Genomic DNA, 13,909 nt, shown 5'->3' on the forward strand with positions numbered 1-13,909 from the left:
ATCTGACTCGCACTGATGTCAGACCAACTCCGGTCGCTACTTGTCAGCGGCCTGGCGTTTGAGGACCGCCTTCCCCCACTCCGTCGCCGCTTCGCGGCGCCACCTCTCCCCCCTCCGGAGGGAGAGGAAGGGAGCCAGCTGGAATCGCCTCGCACCCTTCCTCTCCCCCGTCGATAGGGGGAGAGGTGTCGAGCGCAGCTCGACGGAGTGGGGTCGACCGGCGCGGCGCGCCGTCAATTCGGGCCGGGTTCACCGCCCGTCATGTTATGACCCGACCTCGATAACCGCCTTGATCAGCCCCGACTTCTCATGCGCCCATCGCGCGAGATCGCGTGGCGTGCCGGCAAGAGTCGTGCGGTGGGTGACGAGCTTGGCGAGCGGCACGGCGCCGTCGCGGATCGAGGCGGCGACATGGTCGAAATCGGCATGCAAAGCGTTGCGGCTGCCGACCAGCGTCATCTCGCGTTTATGGAATTCGGGGTCGGAGAAGGTGATGTCGTCCTTGACGACGCTGACCAGCACCAGCGTGCCGCCATGCGCGACATGGGCAAAGGCCGATTGCACCGATTGCGTGTTGCCGGTGGCGTCGAACACAAGGTCGAAACCTTCACCGCCGGTCGCCTGACGCACCAGTTCGGTCGCCTGCGCCTTGGAGCCGTCGAGTGCCGCAAAGCCGAGCTCGCTTTCGGCGAAGCCGAGCCGCTCGGTGCTCATGTCGAGCAGGCTGACGTCGAGCCCGGCGATCCGGGCAAACAGCGCCGTGCCGAGGCCGATCGGCCCGGCGCCGATGACCAGAGTGCGCTGGCCGGGTGAGGCAAGCGAGCGCCGCACGGCGTGCGCGCCGATCGCCAGGAATTCGACCGCCGCAGCATCGGCCAGCGACAGGCCGTTCGTCGGGTAAAGGTTCTGCGCCGGCACCAGGATCTCGTCGCACATGGCGCCGTCGCGATGCACGCCCAGCACCTCGATGCTGACGCAGCAATTCGGCTTGCCGTGGCGACAGGCGATGCATTCGCCGCAGGCGAGATAGGGATTGATGATCACCGGCTCGCCCACGGAAAGGTCGACGCCTTCACCCCTCTCGACGACCGTGCCCGAGACCTCGTGGCCCATGATGCGCGGATAGGCGAGGAAAGGGTGCTTGCCTTCGAAAATGTGGTAGTCGGTGCCGCAGATGCCGACATGGCTGACGGCGATCCGCGCCCAGCCGGGCCGCGGCGCACCGGGTTCCGTACGGTCTTCGAGGACAAGGTCGCCGGGCGAGCGGCAGACGACGGCTTTCATGCGCTGATCCAGTACTTGCGAGAGCGCCGGCCTCGGTCGATCGAGGCCGGTGCCATTTCAGGGACGGTTATTTGCCGCGACGGCGCAGGCCGTCGAAGTAGACGATGACGATGATCAGCATGCCGGTGATGACGCGCTGCCAGAAGGTGTTGACGTTGAGCAGGTTGGCGCCGTTGTTGATCGTCGAAAGGATGAAGGAGCCGATCAGCGGCCCGTGCACCGAACCGATGGCGCCGAACAGCGAGGTGCCGCCGATCACCGACGAGGCGATGGCCTGCAGCTCATAGGTGTCGCCCTGCGTCGGGTTGCCGATGCCGATGCGCGAGGCGAGCAGCACGCCGACGAAGGCGGCAAGCAGGCCGGACAGGATGTAGGCCATGAAGATGGTGCGCGGCACGTTCACGCCGGACAGGCGCGCGGCCTCGGCATTGGAACCGACCGAGAACAAATAGCGGCCCCAGCGCGTGTGATGCAGGAAGACGTAAGACGGTATCGCGACCAGGATCACCATCCAGAACAGATAGGGGATGCCGAGCAGCGAGCCGCGCGAGAAGGCCTGGAACGGGTCGCTGTTGATCGAGATCGAGTTGCCGTTGGTCATCAGCAAGCCGATGCCGCGCAGCGAGGTCATGGTGGCCAGCGTGATGATGAAGGGCGGCAGGCCCATCTTGACGATGCCGAAGCCGTGGAAGAGGCCGATGGCGACGCCGACCAGCAAAGTGATCAGCACCGCCGCCCAGATCGGCCAGCCGGCATTGATCAGAAGCGCGACGACGACGGTGGTGAAGCCGACCACGGCGCCGACCGAAAGGTCGATGCCGCCGGTGATGATGACGAAGGTCTGGCCGACGGCGAGGATGGCGATCAGCGAACCCTGGCGCAGAAGGTTGGTGATGTTGAGCGCCGTGGCGAAGGACGGCGTGGCGACCGCCAGCACGATCCACATCAGCAGCAGAAGGCCAAGCAGCGTCAGCCCGAACAGGGCGTTGAAATTGCGCTTGGGTTTTTCGGCGGGGATCGCCTCGGTGCTCATTTTTGTCCTCCCGACTTTTCTTGTTTCTCGGCCAGTGCCTGACCCAAAATGTCCTCGTGGCTGGCGGTGTGGAAGCCATGCGTGGCGACCAGCTTGCCGCGCCGGAACACATGCAGCGTGTCGGCGAGCTCATAGACTTCCGGCAGATAGGACGAGATCAGGATGATGCCGGCGCCCTTGGACAACAGCGTCGAGAACAGCCGGTAGATCTCGGCCTTGGTGCCGACATCGACGCCCACCGTCGGTTCGTCGAAGATGAACAGCTTGGCGCCATGCGCCAGCCATTTGCCGATGACGATCTTCTGCTGGTTGCCGCCCGACAGGCTGGAGGCGAGCGCATGACGCGTCGGCGTCTTGATGCGGAGATCCGCGATCTGGCGCTCGGCCTCGGATTTTTCGCGCGAGCCGGAGATCAGAAGATTGCTCGAAATGCGCTTGTAGATCGGCAGGTTGAGGTTCGTGCCGACCGGCAGGTTGAGGCAAAGGCCCTGGTCGCGGCGGCTTTCGGGGGCGAGGGCCATGCCGAGCCGGATCGCGTCGTGCTCGGAATTGACCTGCACCTCCTTGCCTTGCCACAGGATCTGGCCGGCAGACTTCCTGTGGCGGCCATAGAGCGTGGTGACGAACTCGCTGCGGCCGGCGCCGATCAACCCGTAGAGGCCGACGATCTCGCCGGCGCGGACGGTTACCGAGACATTCTCGAAACCCTTGCCCGAGAGGTTCCTCGTCTCGACGATCGTCGCGCCCGGCGTGAAATGTTCCTTGTGGTAGATCTGCTCGATCGAGCGGTTGATCATCAGCTTGACCAGTTCCGGCTCGTTGGTCTCGGCGATGTCGCGGGTGCCGACGAGCGTGCCGTCGCGCAGCACCGAGACGCGGTCGGCGAGCTCGAACACTTCCTCCATGCGATGGCTGATATAGATGATGGTGACACCTTCGCCCTTCAGCCGGCGGATCAGCTTGAACAGCTGGTCGGCTTCCTTGCGGGTGAGATAGGCGGTCGGCTCGTCGAAGATCAGGAACTTGGTGCCGCGGACCGTGGCGCGGGCGGCGGCGATCAGCTGCTGCTGGCCGATGGTAAGGTCGCCGAGCACGACATGCGCCGGCAGATCGAAGCCCAGGCCGTCGATGATCTTCTGCGCTTCATTGACCATGGCGCGCTGCTGCAGCAGGCCGAAGCGCGAATTCTCCTCGCCGAGGAACATGTTGGCGGCGACGGTGAGGTGGCGGCAGAGCACCACCTCCTGGTGGACGGCATTGATGCCGAGCGCCATCGCCTCGTGCGGCGTGGCGAGCGCTTCAGGCCTGCCCTCCCAGATCACCTCGCCGGAGGTGCGCGGCATGACGCCGGTGAGCAATTTGATGAGCGTCGATTTGCCGGCGCCGTTCTCGCCGACGATGGCGTGGATCTCGGCCGCCTTGAAGGCAAGGTTCACCGGCTTCAGCGCATGGGTGCCGGGATAGCGCTTCTCGAGGCCCTTGAGTTCGAGGATCGTCCTGCCGGGCTCCAGCGTGGGTGCGGGGTGCAGTTCCTGCGCCGTCGAAGTCATGGCAATCCTCCCAGATTGATCTCAACCGGTGGGTACGCAGCGATGCGTCTAGCGCGCATCTAGAAGGCGGAGCCTAAACCATGCGGGCAAATTGCCAAGCCGCCGCTGACGGATGTTTCCGGGGCGCGCCGACGCCCCGGAAACGATTGTCGCGATGCCGCTCAGTTGAGCTTCGGGTTGAGCAGCGCGTCGATCTTCGGATCCTTCATGTTGTCCTTGGTGACGAGATTGGCGCCGGTATCGACATTGGCCTCGACCTTCTCGCCCTTCGAGGCGGCCAAAGCGGTCTTGATGCCGTCGTAACCCATCCGGTACGGATCCTGGACGACGAGGCCGGAGATGACGCCGTCGTTCAAGAACTTGATCAGCTTCTCGTCGCTGTCGAAGCCGATCAGCGCCACTTTGCCGGCAAGGCTGTTCTCGGCGATCGCCTGGCCGACGCCCTGCGCCATGATCAGGTTGGACGCGAAGATACCCTTGAGGTCGGGATTGGCGGTGATCAGGTCGGTCGCGATGTTGAGGCCGGTCGTGGCCTGGCCGTCGGCATATTTGTCGGCGACGAGCTCGAGGCCCGGATATTTGGCCTTGAGCTGTTCCTTGAAGCCCTGCGCGCGCTGCTCGAGCGAACCGGCGCCCGGCAGCGCGGTGATCAGCGCGACCTTGCCCTCGACCTTGCCGCCATTGGCGGCGCCGATCGCGGCGGCGAGGCCGTCAGCCGCGACGCGGCCGCCCTGGACGTTGTCGGTGGTCAGGAAGGAGGTGAAGGCCTTGGATTCGGCGCTGGAGTCGATGCCGATGACCTTGACCTTGCTTGCCGCCTCGTCGATCGGCTTGCCGAGCGCCTTGGCCTCGGTCGGCGCGATCACGACCGCAGCCGGGTTGCCGGCGACGGCGTTCTCGAGGATCGAAATCTGGCCATTGACGTCGGTCTCGGCCTGGGCGCCGAGCTCCGGCACGTTGATGCCGAGGTCCTTGCCGGCCTTGCGGGCGCCGGCCAGCACGATCTGCCAGTAGAAGGAGGTGGTGTCCTTGACGATGATCGGGATGGTCACGTCGGCCGCCGAGGCCGGCGCCGAATGCATCGCGCCGGCGAGCATCGAGGCGGCGGCCAGTGCCACGAAGGCGCGGCGGTTGAGAAGGCTGGTCACGAATTTCATTAGGTTCCTCCCTATGTCGCCTGGTGAAGGTTGCGGAAGCTCCATCTGGATAGGCGAGAACCAAACGGAACTTTATCAATAAAAAACATTTGCTCTATTTTGATAGTGCAACGGTACGGCCTATGCAAGCGCTGTTTGGTGCCGATTGCGTGATACGGGCTGGAGCGTGACACCGACATCTCAGCCAAGCCGCTGGACGATCGTGTAGGGATCGTATTTGGCGAACTCCGTCGGCGGCACCTTGATGTCGAGCAGCTCCAGGTTGCGCGTCAGGTTGGCGGGCTTGGCCGTGCCGGTCAGCACCGAGGCGACGACCGGCTCGTGCAGCGGAAACTGGAACGCTGCTGCGGCCAGCGGATAGCCGCCTTCGGCGGCGATCTTCTGCATCGCGCCGACGCGGTCGAGAATATCGTCGGTGGCTGGCAGATAATCGAAATGCGCGCCCTCGACCGGGCCGGTCGCCAATATGCCGGAGTTGAAGACGCCGCCGATAATCAGCGAGGTCTTGCGCTCGCGGCAGAGCGGCAGCAGTTCGGCCTCGGCGCTGCGGTCGAGCAGCGAGTAGCGGCTGGCAAGCAGGATGCAGTCGAGCGGCGCGCGGCGAAGCACGTCGAGACATACCCGGACCTCGTTGACGCCCAAGCCGTAAGCCGAGATCGTGCCGGACGATTTCAGTTCCTCCAGCGCCTTCAGCCCGCCGTCCATCAATTGGCGGAAATGGATTTTCGTTGCCTCTTCGCCGTGCGTGTACGTGCCGATGTCGTGGACGAACAGGATGTCGATCTTGTTGAGGCCGAGCCGCGCGTAGGAGAAGTCGACCGAGCGCATGATGCCGTCATAGGAATAGTTGTAATCGAGCGCGAAAGGCAGCGGATCGACATAGGAGTGGTCGGGAACCTGGTCCTCCGGCACCGGACGGAACAGGCGGCCGACCTTGGTCGAGAGCACATAGGACGAGCGCGGCTTGTCGCGCAGGAAGTCGCCGGTGCGGCGCTCGGAAAGGCCGAAGCCGTAGAAGGGCGCGGTGTCGAAATAGCGCAGCCCGGCATTCCACGCCGTCTCCAGCGTTGCCATGGCGGCCTCGCGCGGGCAGGCGCGGTAGAGGCCGCCGATCGCCGCGCCGCCGAAGCTGATTTCGGTGACTTCGAGCGCGGTCTTGCCGATCCGGCGTTTGTTCATCAAAGCCTCCCCTTTGCCGTTCGACCGGCCGCTATTTTGACAGTGTCCAGAGCAATTCCAGGAAAGTGTGTAGCGGTTTCCGTCCGGAATTGCGCAAAAACAAATAGTTAGAGCGTCGCGCCGAGATGCCAGGGCACGAACTCGTTGTCGCCGTAGCCGAACGCCTCGCTCTTGGTCTTGCGGCCGGACGCCGTCTCGATGATCAGCTCGAAGATCTCGCGGCCCATGCCGGCGATCGTCTTTTCGCCGGAAGCGATGACGCCGCAATTGACGTCCATGTCCTCTTCCATCTGGTGGTACATCGTCGAGTTGGTGGCGACCTTGATCGACGGCGTCGGCCGGCAGCCGAAGCAGGAGCCCCGGCCGGTGGTGAAGACGATGACATTGGCGCCGCCGGCGACCTGGCCGGTCGCCGAAACCGGGTCGTAGCCGGGCGTGTCCATGAACACCAGGCCGCTGCCTGAGACCTTCTCGGCATAGCCGAAGACGCCGTTGAGCGACGTCTGGCCGCCCTTGGCGACGGCGCCCAGCGACTTCTCAAGGATGGTGGTGAGCCCGCCGCGCTTGTTGCCGGGCGAGGGGTTGTTGTCGATCGAGGCGCCGTGCTTGGCGGTATGGTCTTCCCACCATTTGACGTAGCTGTCGAGCTTGGCGGCGATCTCGGGCGAGGCGGCGCGGTAGGCAAGCAGATGCTCGGCGCCGTAGATCTCGGTGGTCTCCGACAGGATGCCGATGCCGCCGCAGCCGGCGAGGATATCGACGGCCGCACCCAGCGCCGGATTGGCGGTGATGCCGGACATGCCGTCCGAGCCGCCGCATTGCAGGCCGACCACGATCTCGCTGACCGGGATAGGCTCGCGCTGCAGCTGGCCGACTTCCTCGGCGATCTCGGCCAGCACGCCCATGGCCCTTTCGACGGATTTGCGCGAGCCGCCGGCCTCCTGGATGTTGAAGTGACGTTTTCCCGCGGCGACGCCCTTCTGGCCGTAAAGCGTGAGCTGGTTGACCTCGCAACCCAAGCCCACCATCAGCACGCCGCCGAAATTCGGGTGGCGGGCATAGCCGGCGAGCGTGCGGTGCAGAACCATCATGCCGTCGCCGGTGGCGCTCATGCCGCAGCCCTGGCCGTGCACGATCGGCACGAAGCCGTCGATGCCGGGATATTTCGGCAGCAGCCTGCGGTTGGCCTCGTCGGCGATCGCGTGGCAGACGGTGGACGAGCAATTGACGCTGGCGATGATGCCGATGAAGTTGCGCGTGCCGGCGCGGCCGTCGGCGCGGCGGTAGCCCATGAAGGTGCGCTTGCGGTCGGCCTCGGTGGCGTGCTCGGCCTCGCTCGGCGGCACCACCGGCAGGCGGCCGCTCTCGAACACCAGATTGTGCGAATGGACGTGCTCGCCCGGCGCGATGTCCTGCGTCGCGCGGCCGATCGCCTGCGCGTATTTCACCACAGCTTCGCCGGCCGCGATCTTCTTGATCGCCACCTTGTGCCCGGGGTCGATCGTTGCAGCCGCGACCACGCCGCCCGGCAATGAAGCACCGATCTCGATGCGGCCGTTGGCGACCGCGACATTGTCGGCGGGGGAAAGCAGAATGGTGTTTGCAGCGTTCACGGGCGGCTGTCCTGGGTAAACCTGGGAATGTGGGCGGATTGACATGCGCCCGTTTGAGGATAATGTCTTTTATCGTGAAAAAACATTTTTGCGTCAATTGTTTTTTCATCGCGCGGGTCGTGCGCCTTTGGGCGCACGGTTGCCCGTTTGGCAAAGCCGGCGAAATTCGATTTACCCATTTCGCGGGCTTGCGCTAGGAACACCGATCATATCGCGCTTCCGGCGGGCCGCCGCAAGCGTTGGGGGATACGGGGCATGTCGAAGAGCAACAACGTCTACAAGGACGCCTTCAACCGCGGCCTGCGGCTGCTCGACGAGACCAGGAGCCTGCCGTCGGAGCCGGAGCTTGGAACGCTACTCGGCGTCAGCCGCACCACGGTGCGCAGCATCCTTTCGCGCATGGAGGAGACCGGGCTGATCGCCTGGAACAAGCGCAACAAGACGGTGCTGAGGTCGCCGCGGCCGGAAGATTTCTTCCCCGAGGAGGAGACCGACTCGCTGGCCGAGATCATCGAGCGTTCCTTCATGCGCCGGCTGCTTGCCGAGGGCGCCGAGGCCGGCATGCAGATCAACGAACTGGAGCTCGCGCGCGAGATCGGCGTCGGCACCACCAGTGTGCGCGAATTCCTGATTCGCTTCTCGCGCTTCGGCCTGATCGAGAAGCGGCGCAACAGCCATTGGGTGCTGAAAGGTTTCACCCGCGCCTTCGCGCTGGAGCTGACCGAAATCCGCGAGATGTTCGAATTGCGCTCGGCGGCTGCCTTCGCCGCTCTGCCGGAGGAGAGCGCAGTCTGGGCGGACCTGGACAGGCTCGAGGAGGAACATCGCCAGTTGGCCCGCGAGATTGCAACGCGCTTCAATGAATTCTCCGAACTCGACGAGCGCTTCCACCGGCTGATCCACCGCGCCTCGCACAACCGCTTCATCGTCGATTTCTACGATGTGATCGCGATGATCTTCCATTACCACTACCAGTGGAACAAGGCGCAGGAACGCGAGCGCAACGAGGTCGCTGTCCAGGAGCATCTGGCCTATATCGCGGCGCTGAAATCGCGCGATCCCGCAAAGGTCGACGCCGCCTGCCGCAAGCATCTGAAGTCGGCGCGCCAGACGCTGCTGAGTTCCATTCCGGAAGGGCGGCAGGCGCAGCTCGCCTGAGTCTGGCGCATCGCGCCGCGTTGCCGCAGCCTGGTTTTGCCGATTTTCCAGCCGCCGGCCCCGTGTTAGGGTCCGCCAACTTGCTTGGAAGAGGCAAACCGTTGGATATCCGGCTGAGACGATGGAGCATGCCGGCCGCGTTGGTCGCGGCGCTGCTCTTGTTGCTCCAGTCGGCGCTCGGCGCCTTCGCCTTCGGCGCGCCTTCGCAGCTCGATGCCTTCGGCAACGTCATCTGCACACATGACGGGGCGGTCAAGCTTCCCGGCGACGATCCGCACCAGCAGCATATGCCGGCCTGCTGCTTGCTCGGCTGCAGCATGGTTTCGCCGGCGCATCTGCCGCCGCCGGACAGCGGCGCGCTTGCCAGGACCTCGGCATTCGAAGCGGTCGCTTTCCCGCCCCCGGCTTTCAGACATCTCGATTTCGCCCGCGACCGGTCGCCGGCCAATCCGCGCGCGCCGCCGGCAACGGTCTGACGGCACGACCCCGCGGAACCTTTCGCGGGTGCATTCATCCAAGATCAGACTGCTCGCGACCGGAGGCCGGCGCGATCTCATAGCCATGGAGCAACCATGTCCAATTCTTTTCCAGCAGCGCGCGCACAGGCCCATCCGCGTGGCTTCCAACACCTCGGCCTTGCCGTGATCGCCCTCCTTTTCCTGTTCGCCTGCATTCCCGGCGCCCTCGCGCATGAATTCAAGGCCGGCGATCTCGAAATCGGGCATCCGTGGTCGCGCGCGACGCCGCCCGGCGCCAAGGTGGCCGGCGGCTATTTCACCGTGACCAACAAAGGCAGCGCGCCGGACCGGCTGCTGTCGATTTCCTCCGACATCTCCGACAAGGCCGAACTGCATGAAATGGGCGTCAAGGACGGCGTCATGACCATGCGGCCGGTCACCGGCGGCCTCGAAATCCCGGCCGGCGGCAAGGTCGCGCTCAAGCCCGGCAGCTATCACCTGATGTTCATCGGCCTCAAGCGGCAGCCCAAGCAAGGCGAAAAGTTCCCCGCGACGCTGACCTTCGAGAAGGCCGGCAGCGTCAAGGTCGAGTTCCTCGTCGAAGGCATGGGCGAGACGGAGATGGACGAGCACGCCGATTGATCGCCCGCCCGCACCAGAAATCAGAGGGACAATTCATGAAGAAGTATCTTTTGGCGGCCGGCGCGTTGCTGTCGCTCGGCACGAACGCCGCGCTCGCCCACATCACGCTGGAAACGCAGGAAGCGGCCGTCGGCTCGACCTACAAAGCCGTTCTGCGCGTGCCGCATGGCTGCGAAGGCAAGGCGACGACGGCGGTGCGGGTGCAGATCCCGGACGGCGTCATTTCGGTGAAGCCGATGCCGAAGCCCGGCTGGGCGCTGCAGACCAAGAAAGGCAGATACGAGAAATCGTATCAGCTCTATGGCGAGACGCTGACCACCGGCGTCAAGGAAGTCGACTGGAGCGGCGGCAACCTGCCGGACGAATTCTATGACGAGTTCGTTTTCCGCGCCTCATTGGCTGCCGATCTGCCTGCCGGCCAGATGCTCTATTTCCCGGTCGTGCAGGAATGCGGCGATGCCGCGGCTCGCTGGATCGAAATTCCGGCGGCAGGCCAGGATGAGGATGCGCTGGAAAATCCGGCGCCCGGCATCAAATTGCTGCCGAAGAAATGATCTCTCGATGGCGCGCCCGTTCGGGCGCGCCATCGCCTCTCGAAAGACCGCATGAACGCAGCATCTTACCCATTCCGCCTGAGCGGCAGCCGCATCAGGCAAGTCACCGGCGGCCTGATCGCGGCTTTCGTGCTGATGCTGGCGCTGGTGTTGCCTGGCCGCGCCTTCGCGCATGCGGCGCTTGTCGCGACCGATCCGGCCGACGGCACGGTGTTGATGCAGAGTCCCGCCCGTTTGTCGCTGACCTTCAGCGAGCCGGTCTCGCCGTTGGTCCTTACTCTCGTGCGGCCGGACGGCACGCGGCTTGCCCTGACCTCCTTCCGCCTCACGGACCGGACCGTCGAGATCGACAATCCCGAGACGCTCAAATCCGGCACGCATGTGCTGAGCTGGCGGGTGATTTCGGAGGACGGCCATCCGGTCGGCGGCTCGGCGCTGTTTTCCGTCGGCGCGCCAAGTGCGGCGCCTGTCGCCGGTGAAACCGTCGACTGGTCGCTGCGCACAGCGATCTGGATCGGCAAGCTCTTCCTCTATGTCGGCCTGTTTCTCGGCGCCGGCGGCGCCTTCTCGCTCGCCTGGCTGGCCGAAAGCCGCCGCTGCGGCCGGCGTTTCGTCACAGGCGCTCTGCTCTGTGGACTGGGTGCCGCCCCGGTTTCGCTCGGCTTTCAGGGGCTGGACGCGCTCGGGGCGCCGCTCGCACGGTTTGCGGCGCCGATCGTCTGGGCGACCGCGGCTGAAACCAGTTTCGGCTGGACGGTCCTGGTCGCCCTGATCGCGCTTGGCTTCGCCCTACTGTCCCTCGCCAGGCCCAGAGCTTTCCGCAAGCTGCTTGCGCTTGCCGGGCTCGTCGGCGCGGGCGCGGCACTTGCCGCCAGCGGCCATGCAAGCACCGCCGAGCCGCAATGGCTGACGCGGTCGCTGGTGTTCCTGCACAGCGCGGCCATCGCATTTTGGGCGGGCGCGCTGGCGCCGCTCGGCCTTGCCTTGCGATACCAGCCGGCGGAGGCGAAGGTTTTCCTACGCCGGTTCTCGCGTGCGATCCTGCCTGTCGTTGCCGTGCTTGCCGCAAGCGGCGTCGTGCTGGCGATCATCCAGGTGCAGGAGCCGGCGTCGCTGATCAACACAGCCTACGGCCGCCTGCTGCTCTTGAAGCTTGCCTTGCTGCTGTTCCTGTTCACGCTCGCCTCCGTCAACCGCTGGACGCTCACCGCGCCAGCCGAGGCGGGCGACACGGAAGTGCAGCGGCGACTGGTGCGTTCGATCGGCATCGAGACGCTGATCGTGCTCGCCATCTTCGGCGTCGCCGCCGGCTGGCGCTTCACGCCGCCGCCGCGCGCGCTGGCGATCGCCGCCGCGCAGCCGGTATCGGTCCATATCCATACGCTGCAGGCGATGGCCGATCTCAGCATCATACCCGGCCACGCCGGTCAGGTCGCCGCTTCCATGGTCATCATGACCGGCGATTTCGGGCCGCTCGACGCCAAAGAGGTGACTCTGGTGCTGTCCAAGCCGGACTCGGGCATCGAGCCGATCAAGCGTCCTGCGACCAAGCCCGGCGATGGCACCTGGCGGGTGGACAATCTCGTCATCCCTCTGCCCGGCCGCTGGAACGCCAGGCTCGATATTCTCGTTTCGGATTTCGAGATGGTGAAGATCGAGGCGCCGATCGAGATCAGAGCGGAGTGACACTATTCGGCGAGGCGGTTGACGCGGTCGCGAAGGCCCGTCAATCATCCTTTGCAAAACGCGGCCTCCAACAAAAGCATTCGAAAGCAGGGAAGAAACGATGGAAAAAGCCGAAATCGGCCTGATCGGCCTTGGCACGATGGGTTCCAACCTGGCGCTCAACATCGCCGAGCATGGGCACCGCATCGCCGTCTTCAACCGCACCCCATCGCGCACCGACGCCTTCGTCGAGAGCGCCGGTCCGCTGAAGGACAGGGTCGTCCCTTGCTACAGCCTGGAGGAACTTGCCGCGGCGATCCGACCGCCTCGGCCGATCATCATCATGGTGCTGGCCGGCAAGCCGGTCGACGAGCAGATCGCGGCGCTTCGCGGCGTGCTTTCCGACAACGACATCGTCATCGATGCCGGAAACGCCAATTTCCGCGACACGATGCGGCGCTTCTCCGATCTGTCTGGCTCGGGCCTGACCTTCATCGGCATGGGAGTCTCCGGCGGCGAGGAGGGTGCGCGCCATGGGCCGTCGATCATGGTCGGCGGCACGGAAGAGTCCTGGAAGCGCGTCGAGAAGGTGCTGACGGCGATCTCCGCGAAATTCAAGGACGAGCCGTGCGCCGCCTGGCTCGGGACCGATGGCGCCGGGCATTTCGTCAAGACCATCCATAACGGCATCGAATATGCCGACATGCAGATGATCGCCGAGATCTATGGCATCCTGCGCGACGGCCTCTCCATGGGACCGAAGGAAATCGGCAAGGTCTTCGAAGACTGGAACAAGGGCCGGCTCAACTCCTACCTGATCGAGATCACCGCCAGGGTTCTGGCGGCCGACGATCCGAAGACCGGCAAGCCGGTGGTCGACGTCATCCTCGACCGCGCCGGCCAGAAGGGCACCGGCAAATGGTCGGTCATCGAGGCGCAGCAGCTCGGCATTCCGGCGACGGCGATCGAAGCGGCCGTGGCGGCGCGTGTGCTGTCTTCCATCAAGGACGAGCGGCAGGCGGCGGAAAAGGCCTATGGCAATATCGGCGTCGAGAAGATTTCCGGCGACAAGGCAGCCCTTCTGAAGGATCTCGAGCTGGCGCTGTTCGCCGGCAAGATCGCTGCTTATGCGCAAGGCTTCGCGGTGATGAGCGGCGCCTCGAGAGAGTTCAACTGGAACCTGCCGATGCCGACCATCGCCAAGATCTGGCGCGCTGGCTGCATCATCCGCTCGCAGATGCTGGATACGATGGCGGAAGCTTTCGGCTCCGGCGGCGCTTCCACCAACCTTCTGATGGCGCCGGCCTTCATCGCCATGATGAAGGAAGCGCATCCGTCGCTCAGGCGGATCGTTGCGAGAGCCTCGGAGGCCGGCTCGCCGGTGCCGGCGCTGTGCTCGGCGCTCGCCTATTTCGACAGCTACCGGCAGGGACGCGGTACCTCGAACCTGATCCAGGCGCAGCGCGATTTCTTCGGCGCGCATGGCTTCGAGCGCATCGGCGAGCAGGGCGCGTTCCATGGGCCCTGGGGCAGCGGGGCTGCTTAGAGTCAAGCCCGAGGATGACGAAGCCGCGTGGCCTTGGCCAATCTCCAGCGTCGAGCAGAGGGCCATTCTT

Annotated in this window: 12 protein-coding genes; 6 read left to right on the forward strand and 6 right to left on the reverse strand. The window is 65.0% G+C overall.

Features of this window, described 5'->3' with window-relative positions; all coding sequences use genetic code 11:
- Positions 1–264 precede the first annotated feature (264 nt).
- The 6 genes from QAZ47_RS10190 to QAZ47_RS10215 form a co-directional block, all read right to left on the reverse strand.
- Positions 265–1,284: a zinc-binding alcohol dehydrogenase family protein gene (locus QAZ47_RS10190; RefSeq protein ID WP_278233153.1), complete on the reverse strand. Its 1,020-nt coding sequence runs from the start codon at positions 1,282–1,284 to the stop codon at positions 265–267.
- A gap of 67 nt (positions 1,285–1,351) precedes the next feature.
- A complete protein-coding gene (locus tag QAZ47_RS10195; protein ID WP_278206621.1) occupies positions 1,352–2,317 on the reverse strand; it encodes an ABC transporter permease in 966 nt (321 codons plus the stop codon).
- Positions 2,314–3,867 (reverse strand): sugar ABC transporter ATP-binding protein, encoded by a 1,554-nt coding sequence (locus QAZ47_RS10200; protein ID WP_278233154.1) that lies wholly within the window; start codon positions 3,865–3,867, stop codon positions 2,314–2,316. The genes QAZ47_RS10195 and QAZ47_RS10200 overlap by 4 nt, the downstream gene beginning before the upstream one ends.
- A 161-nt stretch (positions 3,868–4,028) precedes the next feature.
- A complete protein-coding gene (locus tag QAZ47_RS10205) occupies positions 4,029–5,024 on the reverse strand; it encodes an ABC transporter substrate-binding protein (protein WP_278233155.1) in 996 nt (331 codons plus the stop codon).
- A 180-nt stretch (positions 5,025–5,204) separates the two neighbouring features.
- The gene (locus QAZ47_RS10210; protein ID WP_278233156.1) at positions 5,205–6,203 is read right to left on the reverse strand and encodes an aldo/keto reductase; all 999 of its coding nucleotides are present in this window, start codon (positions 6,201–6,203) and stop codon (positions 5,205–5,207) included.
- Between the two features lie 107 nt (positions 6,204–6,310).
- The gene (locus QAZ47_RS10215) at positions 6,311–7,816 is read right to left on the reverse strand and encodes an altronate dehydratase family protein (protein ID WP_278233157.1); all 1,506 of its coding nucleotides are present in this window, start codon (positions 7,814–7,816) and stop codon (positions 6,311–6,313) included.
- Between the two features lie 255 nt (positions 7,817–8,071).
- Between QAZ47_RS10215 and QAZ47_RS10220 the strand changes: the two genes are divergently transcribed.
- The 6 genes from QAZ47_RS10220 (at position 8,072) to gndA (ending at position 13,839) form a co-directional block, all read left to right on the forward strand.
- On the forward strand, positions 8,072–8,974 hold the full coding sequence (locus QAZ47_RS10220) for a GntR family transcriptional regulator (RefSeq protein ID WP_278206629.1): 903 nt from the start codon (positions 8,072–8,074) through the stop codon (positions 8,972–8,974).
- Positions 8,975–9,102: 128 nt separating this feature from the next.
- Complete coding sequence (locus tag QAZ47_RS10225) at positions 9,103–9,450, forward strand: DUF2946 family protein (RefSeq protein ID WP_278233158.1); 348 nt, start codon at positions 9,103–9,105, stop codon at positions 9,448–9,450.
- 96 nt (positions 9,451–9,546) lie between these two features.
- A complete protein-coding gene (locus QAZ47_RS10230) occupies positions 9,547–10,074 on the forward strand; it encodes a copper chaperone PCu(A)C (protein ID WP_278233159.1) in 528 nt (175 codons plus the stop codon).
- Positions 10,075–10,109: 35 nt separating this feature from the next.
- The gene (locus QAZ47_RS10235) at positions 10,110–10,628 is read left to right on the forward strand and encodes a YcnI family protein (protein ID WP_278233160.1); all 519 of its coding nucleotides are present in this window, start codon (positions 10,110–10,112) and stop codon (positions 10,626–10,628) included.
- Between the two features lie 51 nt (positions 10,629–10,679).
- A complete protein-coding gene (locus tag QAZ47_RS10240) occupies positions 10,680–12,314 on the forward strand; it encodes a copper resistance CopC/CopD family protein (RefSeq protein WP_278233161.1) in 1,635 nt (544 codons plus the stop codon).
- 100 nt (positions 12,315–12,414) lie between these two features.
- Positions 12,415–13,839: an NADP-dependent phosphogluconate dehydrogenase gene (gene gndA / locus QAZ47_RS10245; protein WP_278233162.1), complete on the forward strand. Its 1,425-nt coding sequence runs from the start codon at positions 12,415–12,417 to the stop codon at positions 13,837–13,839.
- The last annotated feature ends 70 nt before the right edge of the window (positions 13,840–13,909 follow it).

This window comes from Mesorhizobium sp. WSM4904, assembly GCF_029674545.1.
Classification (GTDB): Bacteria; Pseudomonadota; Alphaproteobacteria; order Rhizobiales; family Rhizobiaceae; genus Mesorhizobium.

What these genes read in the sequence shown, in the direction of transcription:
- QAZ47_RS10190 (WP_278233153.1), bottom strand. Translation starts at nt 1,284, where the DNA reads ATGAAAGCCGTCGTCTGCCGCTCGCCCGGCGACCTTGTCCTCGAAGAC.
- QAZ47_RS10195 (WP_278206621.1), bottom strand. Translation starts at nt 2,317, where the DNA reads ATGAGCACCGAGGCGATCCCCGCCGAAAAACCCAAGCGCAATTTCAAC.
- QAZ47_RS10200 (WP_278233154.1), bottom strand. Translation starts at nt 3,867, where the DNA reads ATGACTTCGACGGCGCAGGAACTGCACCCCGCACCCACGCTGGAGCCC.
- QAZ47_RS10205 (WP_278233155.1), bottom strand. Translation starts at nt 5,024, where the DNA reads ATGAAATTCGTGACCAGCCTTCTCAACCGCCGCGCCTTCGTGGCACTG.
- QAZ47_RS10210 (WP_278233156.1), bottom strand. Translation starts at nt 6,203, where the DNA reads ATGAACAAACGCCGGATCGGCAAGACCGCGCTCGAAGTCACCGAAATC.
- QAZ47_RS10220 (WP_278206629.1), top strand. Translation starts at nt 8,072, where the DNA reads ATGTCGAAGAGCAACAACGTCTACAAGGACGCCTTCAACCGCGGCCTG.
- QAZ47_RS10225 (WP_278233158.1), top strand. Translation starts at nt 9,103, where the DNA reads ATGCCGGCCGCGTTGGTCGCGGCGCTGCTCTTGTTGCTCCAGTCGGCG.
- QAZ47_RS10230 (WP_278233159.1), top strand. Translation starts at nt 9,547, where the DNA reads ATGTCCAATTCTTTTCCAGCAGCGCGCGCACAGGCCCATCCGCGTGGC.
- QAZ47_RS10235 (WP_278233160.1), top strand. Translation starts at nt 10,110, where the DNA reads ATGAAGAAGTATCTTTTGGCGGCCGGCGCGTTGCTGTCGCTCGGCACG.
- QAZ47_RS10240 (WP_278233161.1), top strand. Translation starts at nt 10,680, where the DNA reads ATGAACGCAGCATCTTACCCATTCCGCCTGAGCGGCAGCCGCATCAGG.
- gndA (WP_278233162.1), top strand. Translation starts at nt 12,415, where the DNA reads ATGGAAAAAGCCGAAATCGGCCTGATCGGCCTTGGCACGATGGGTTCC.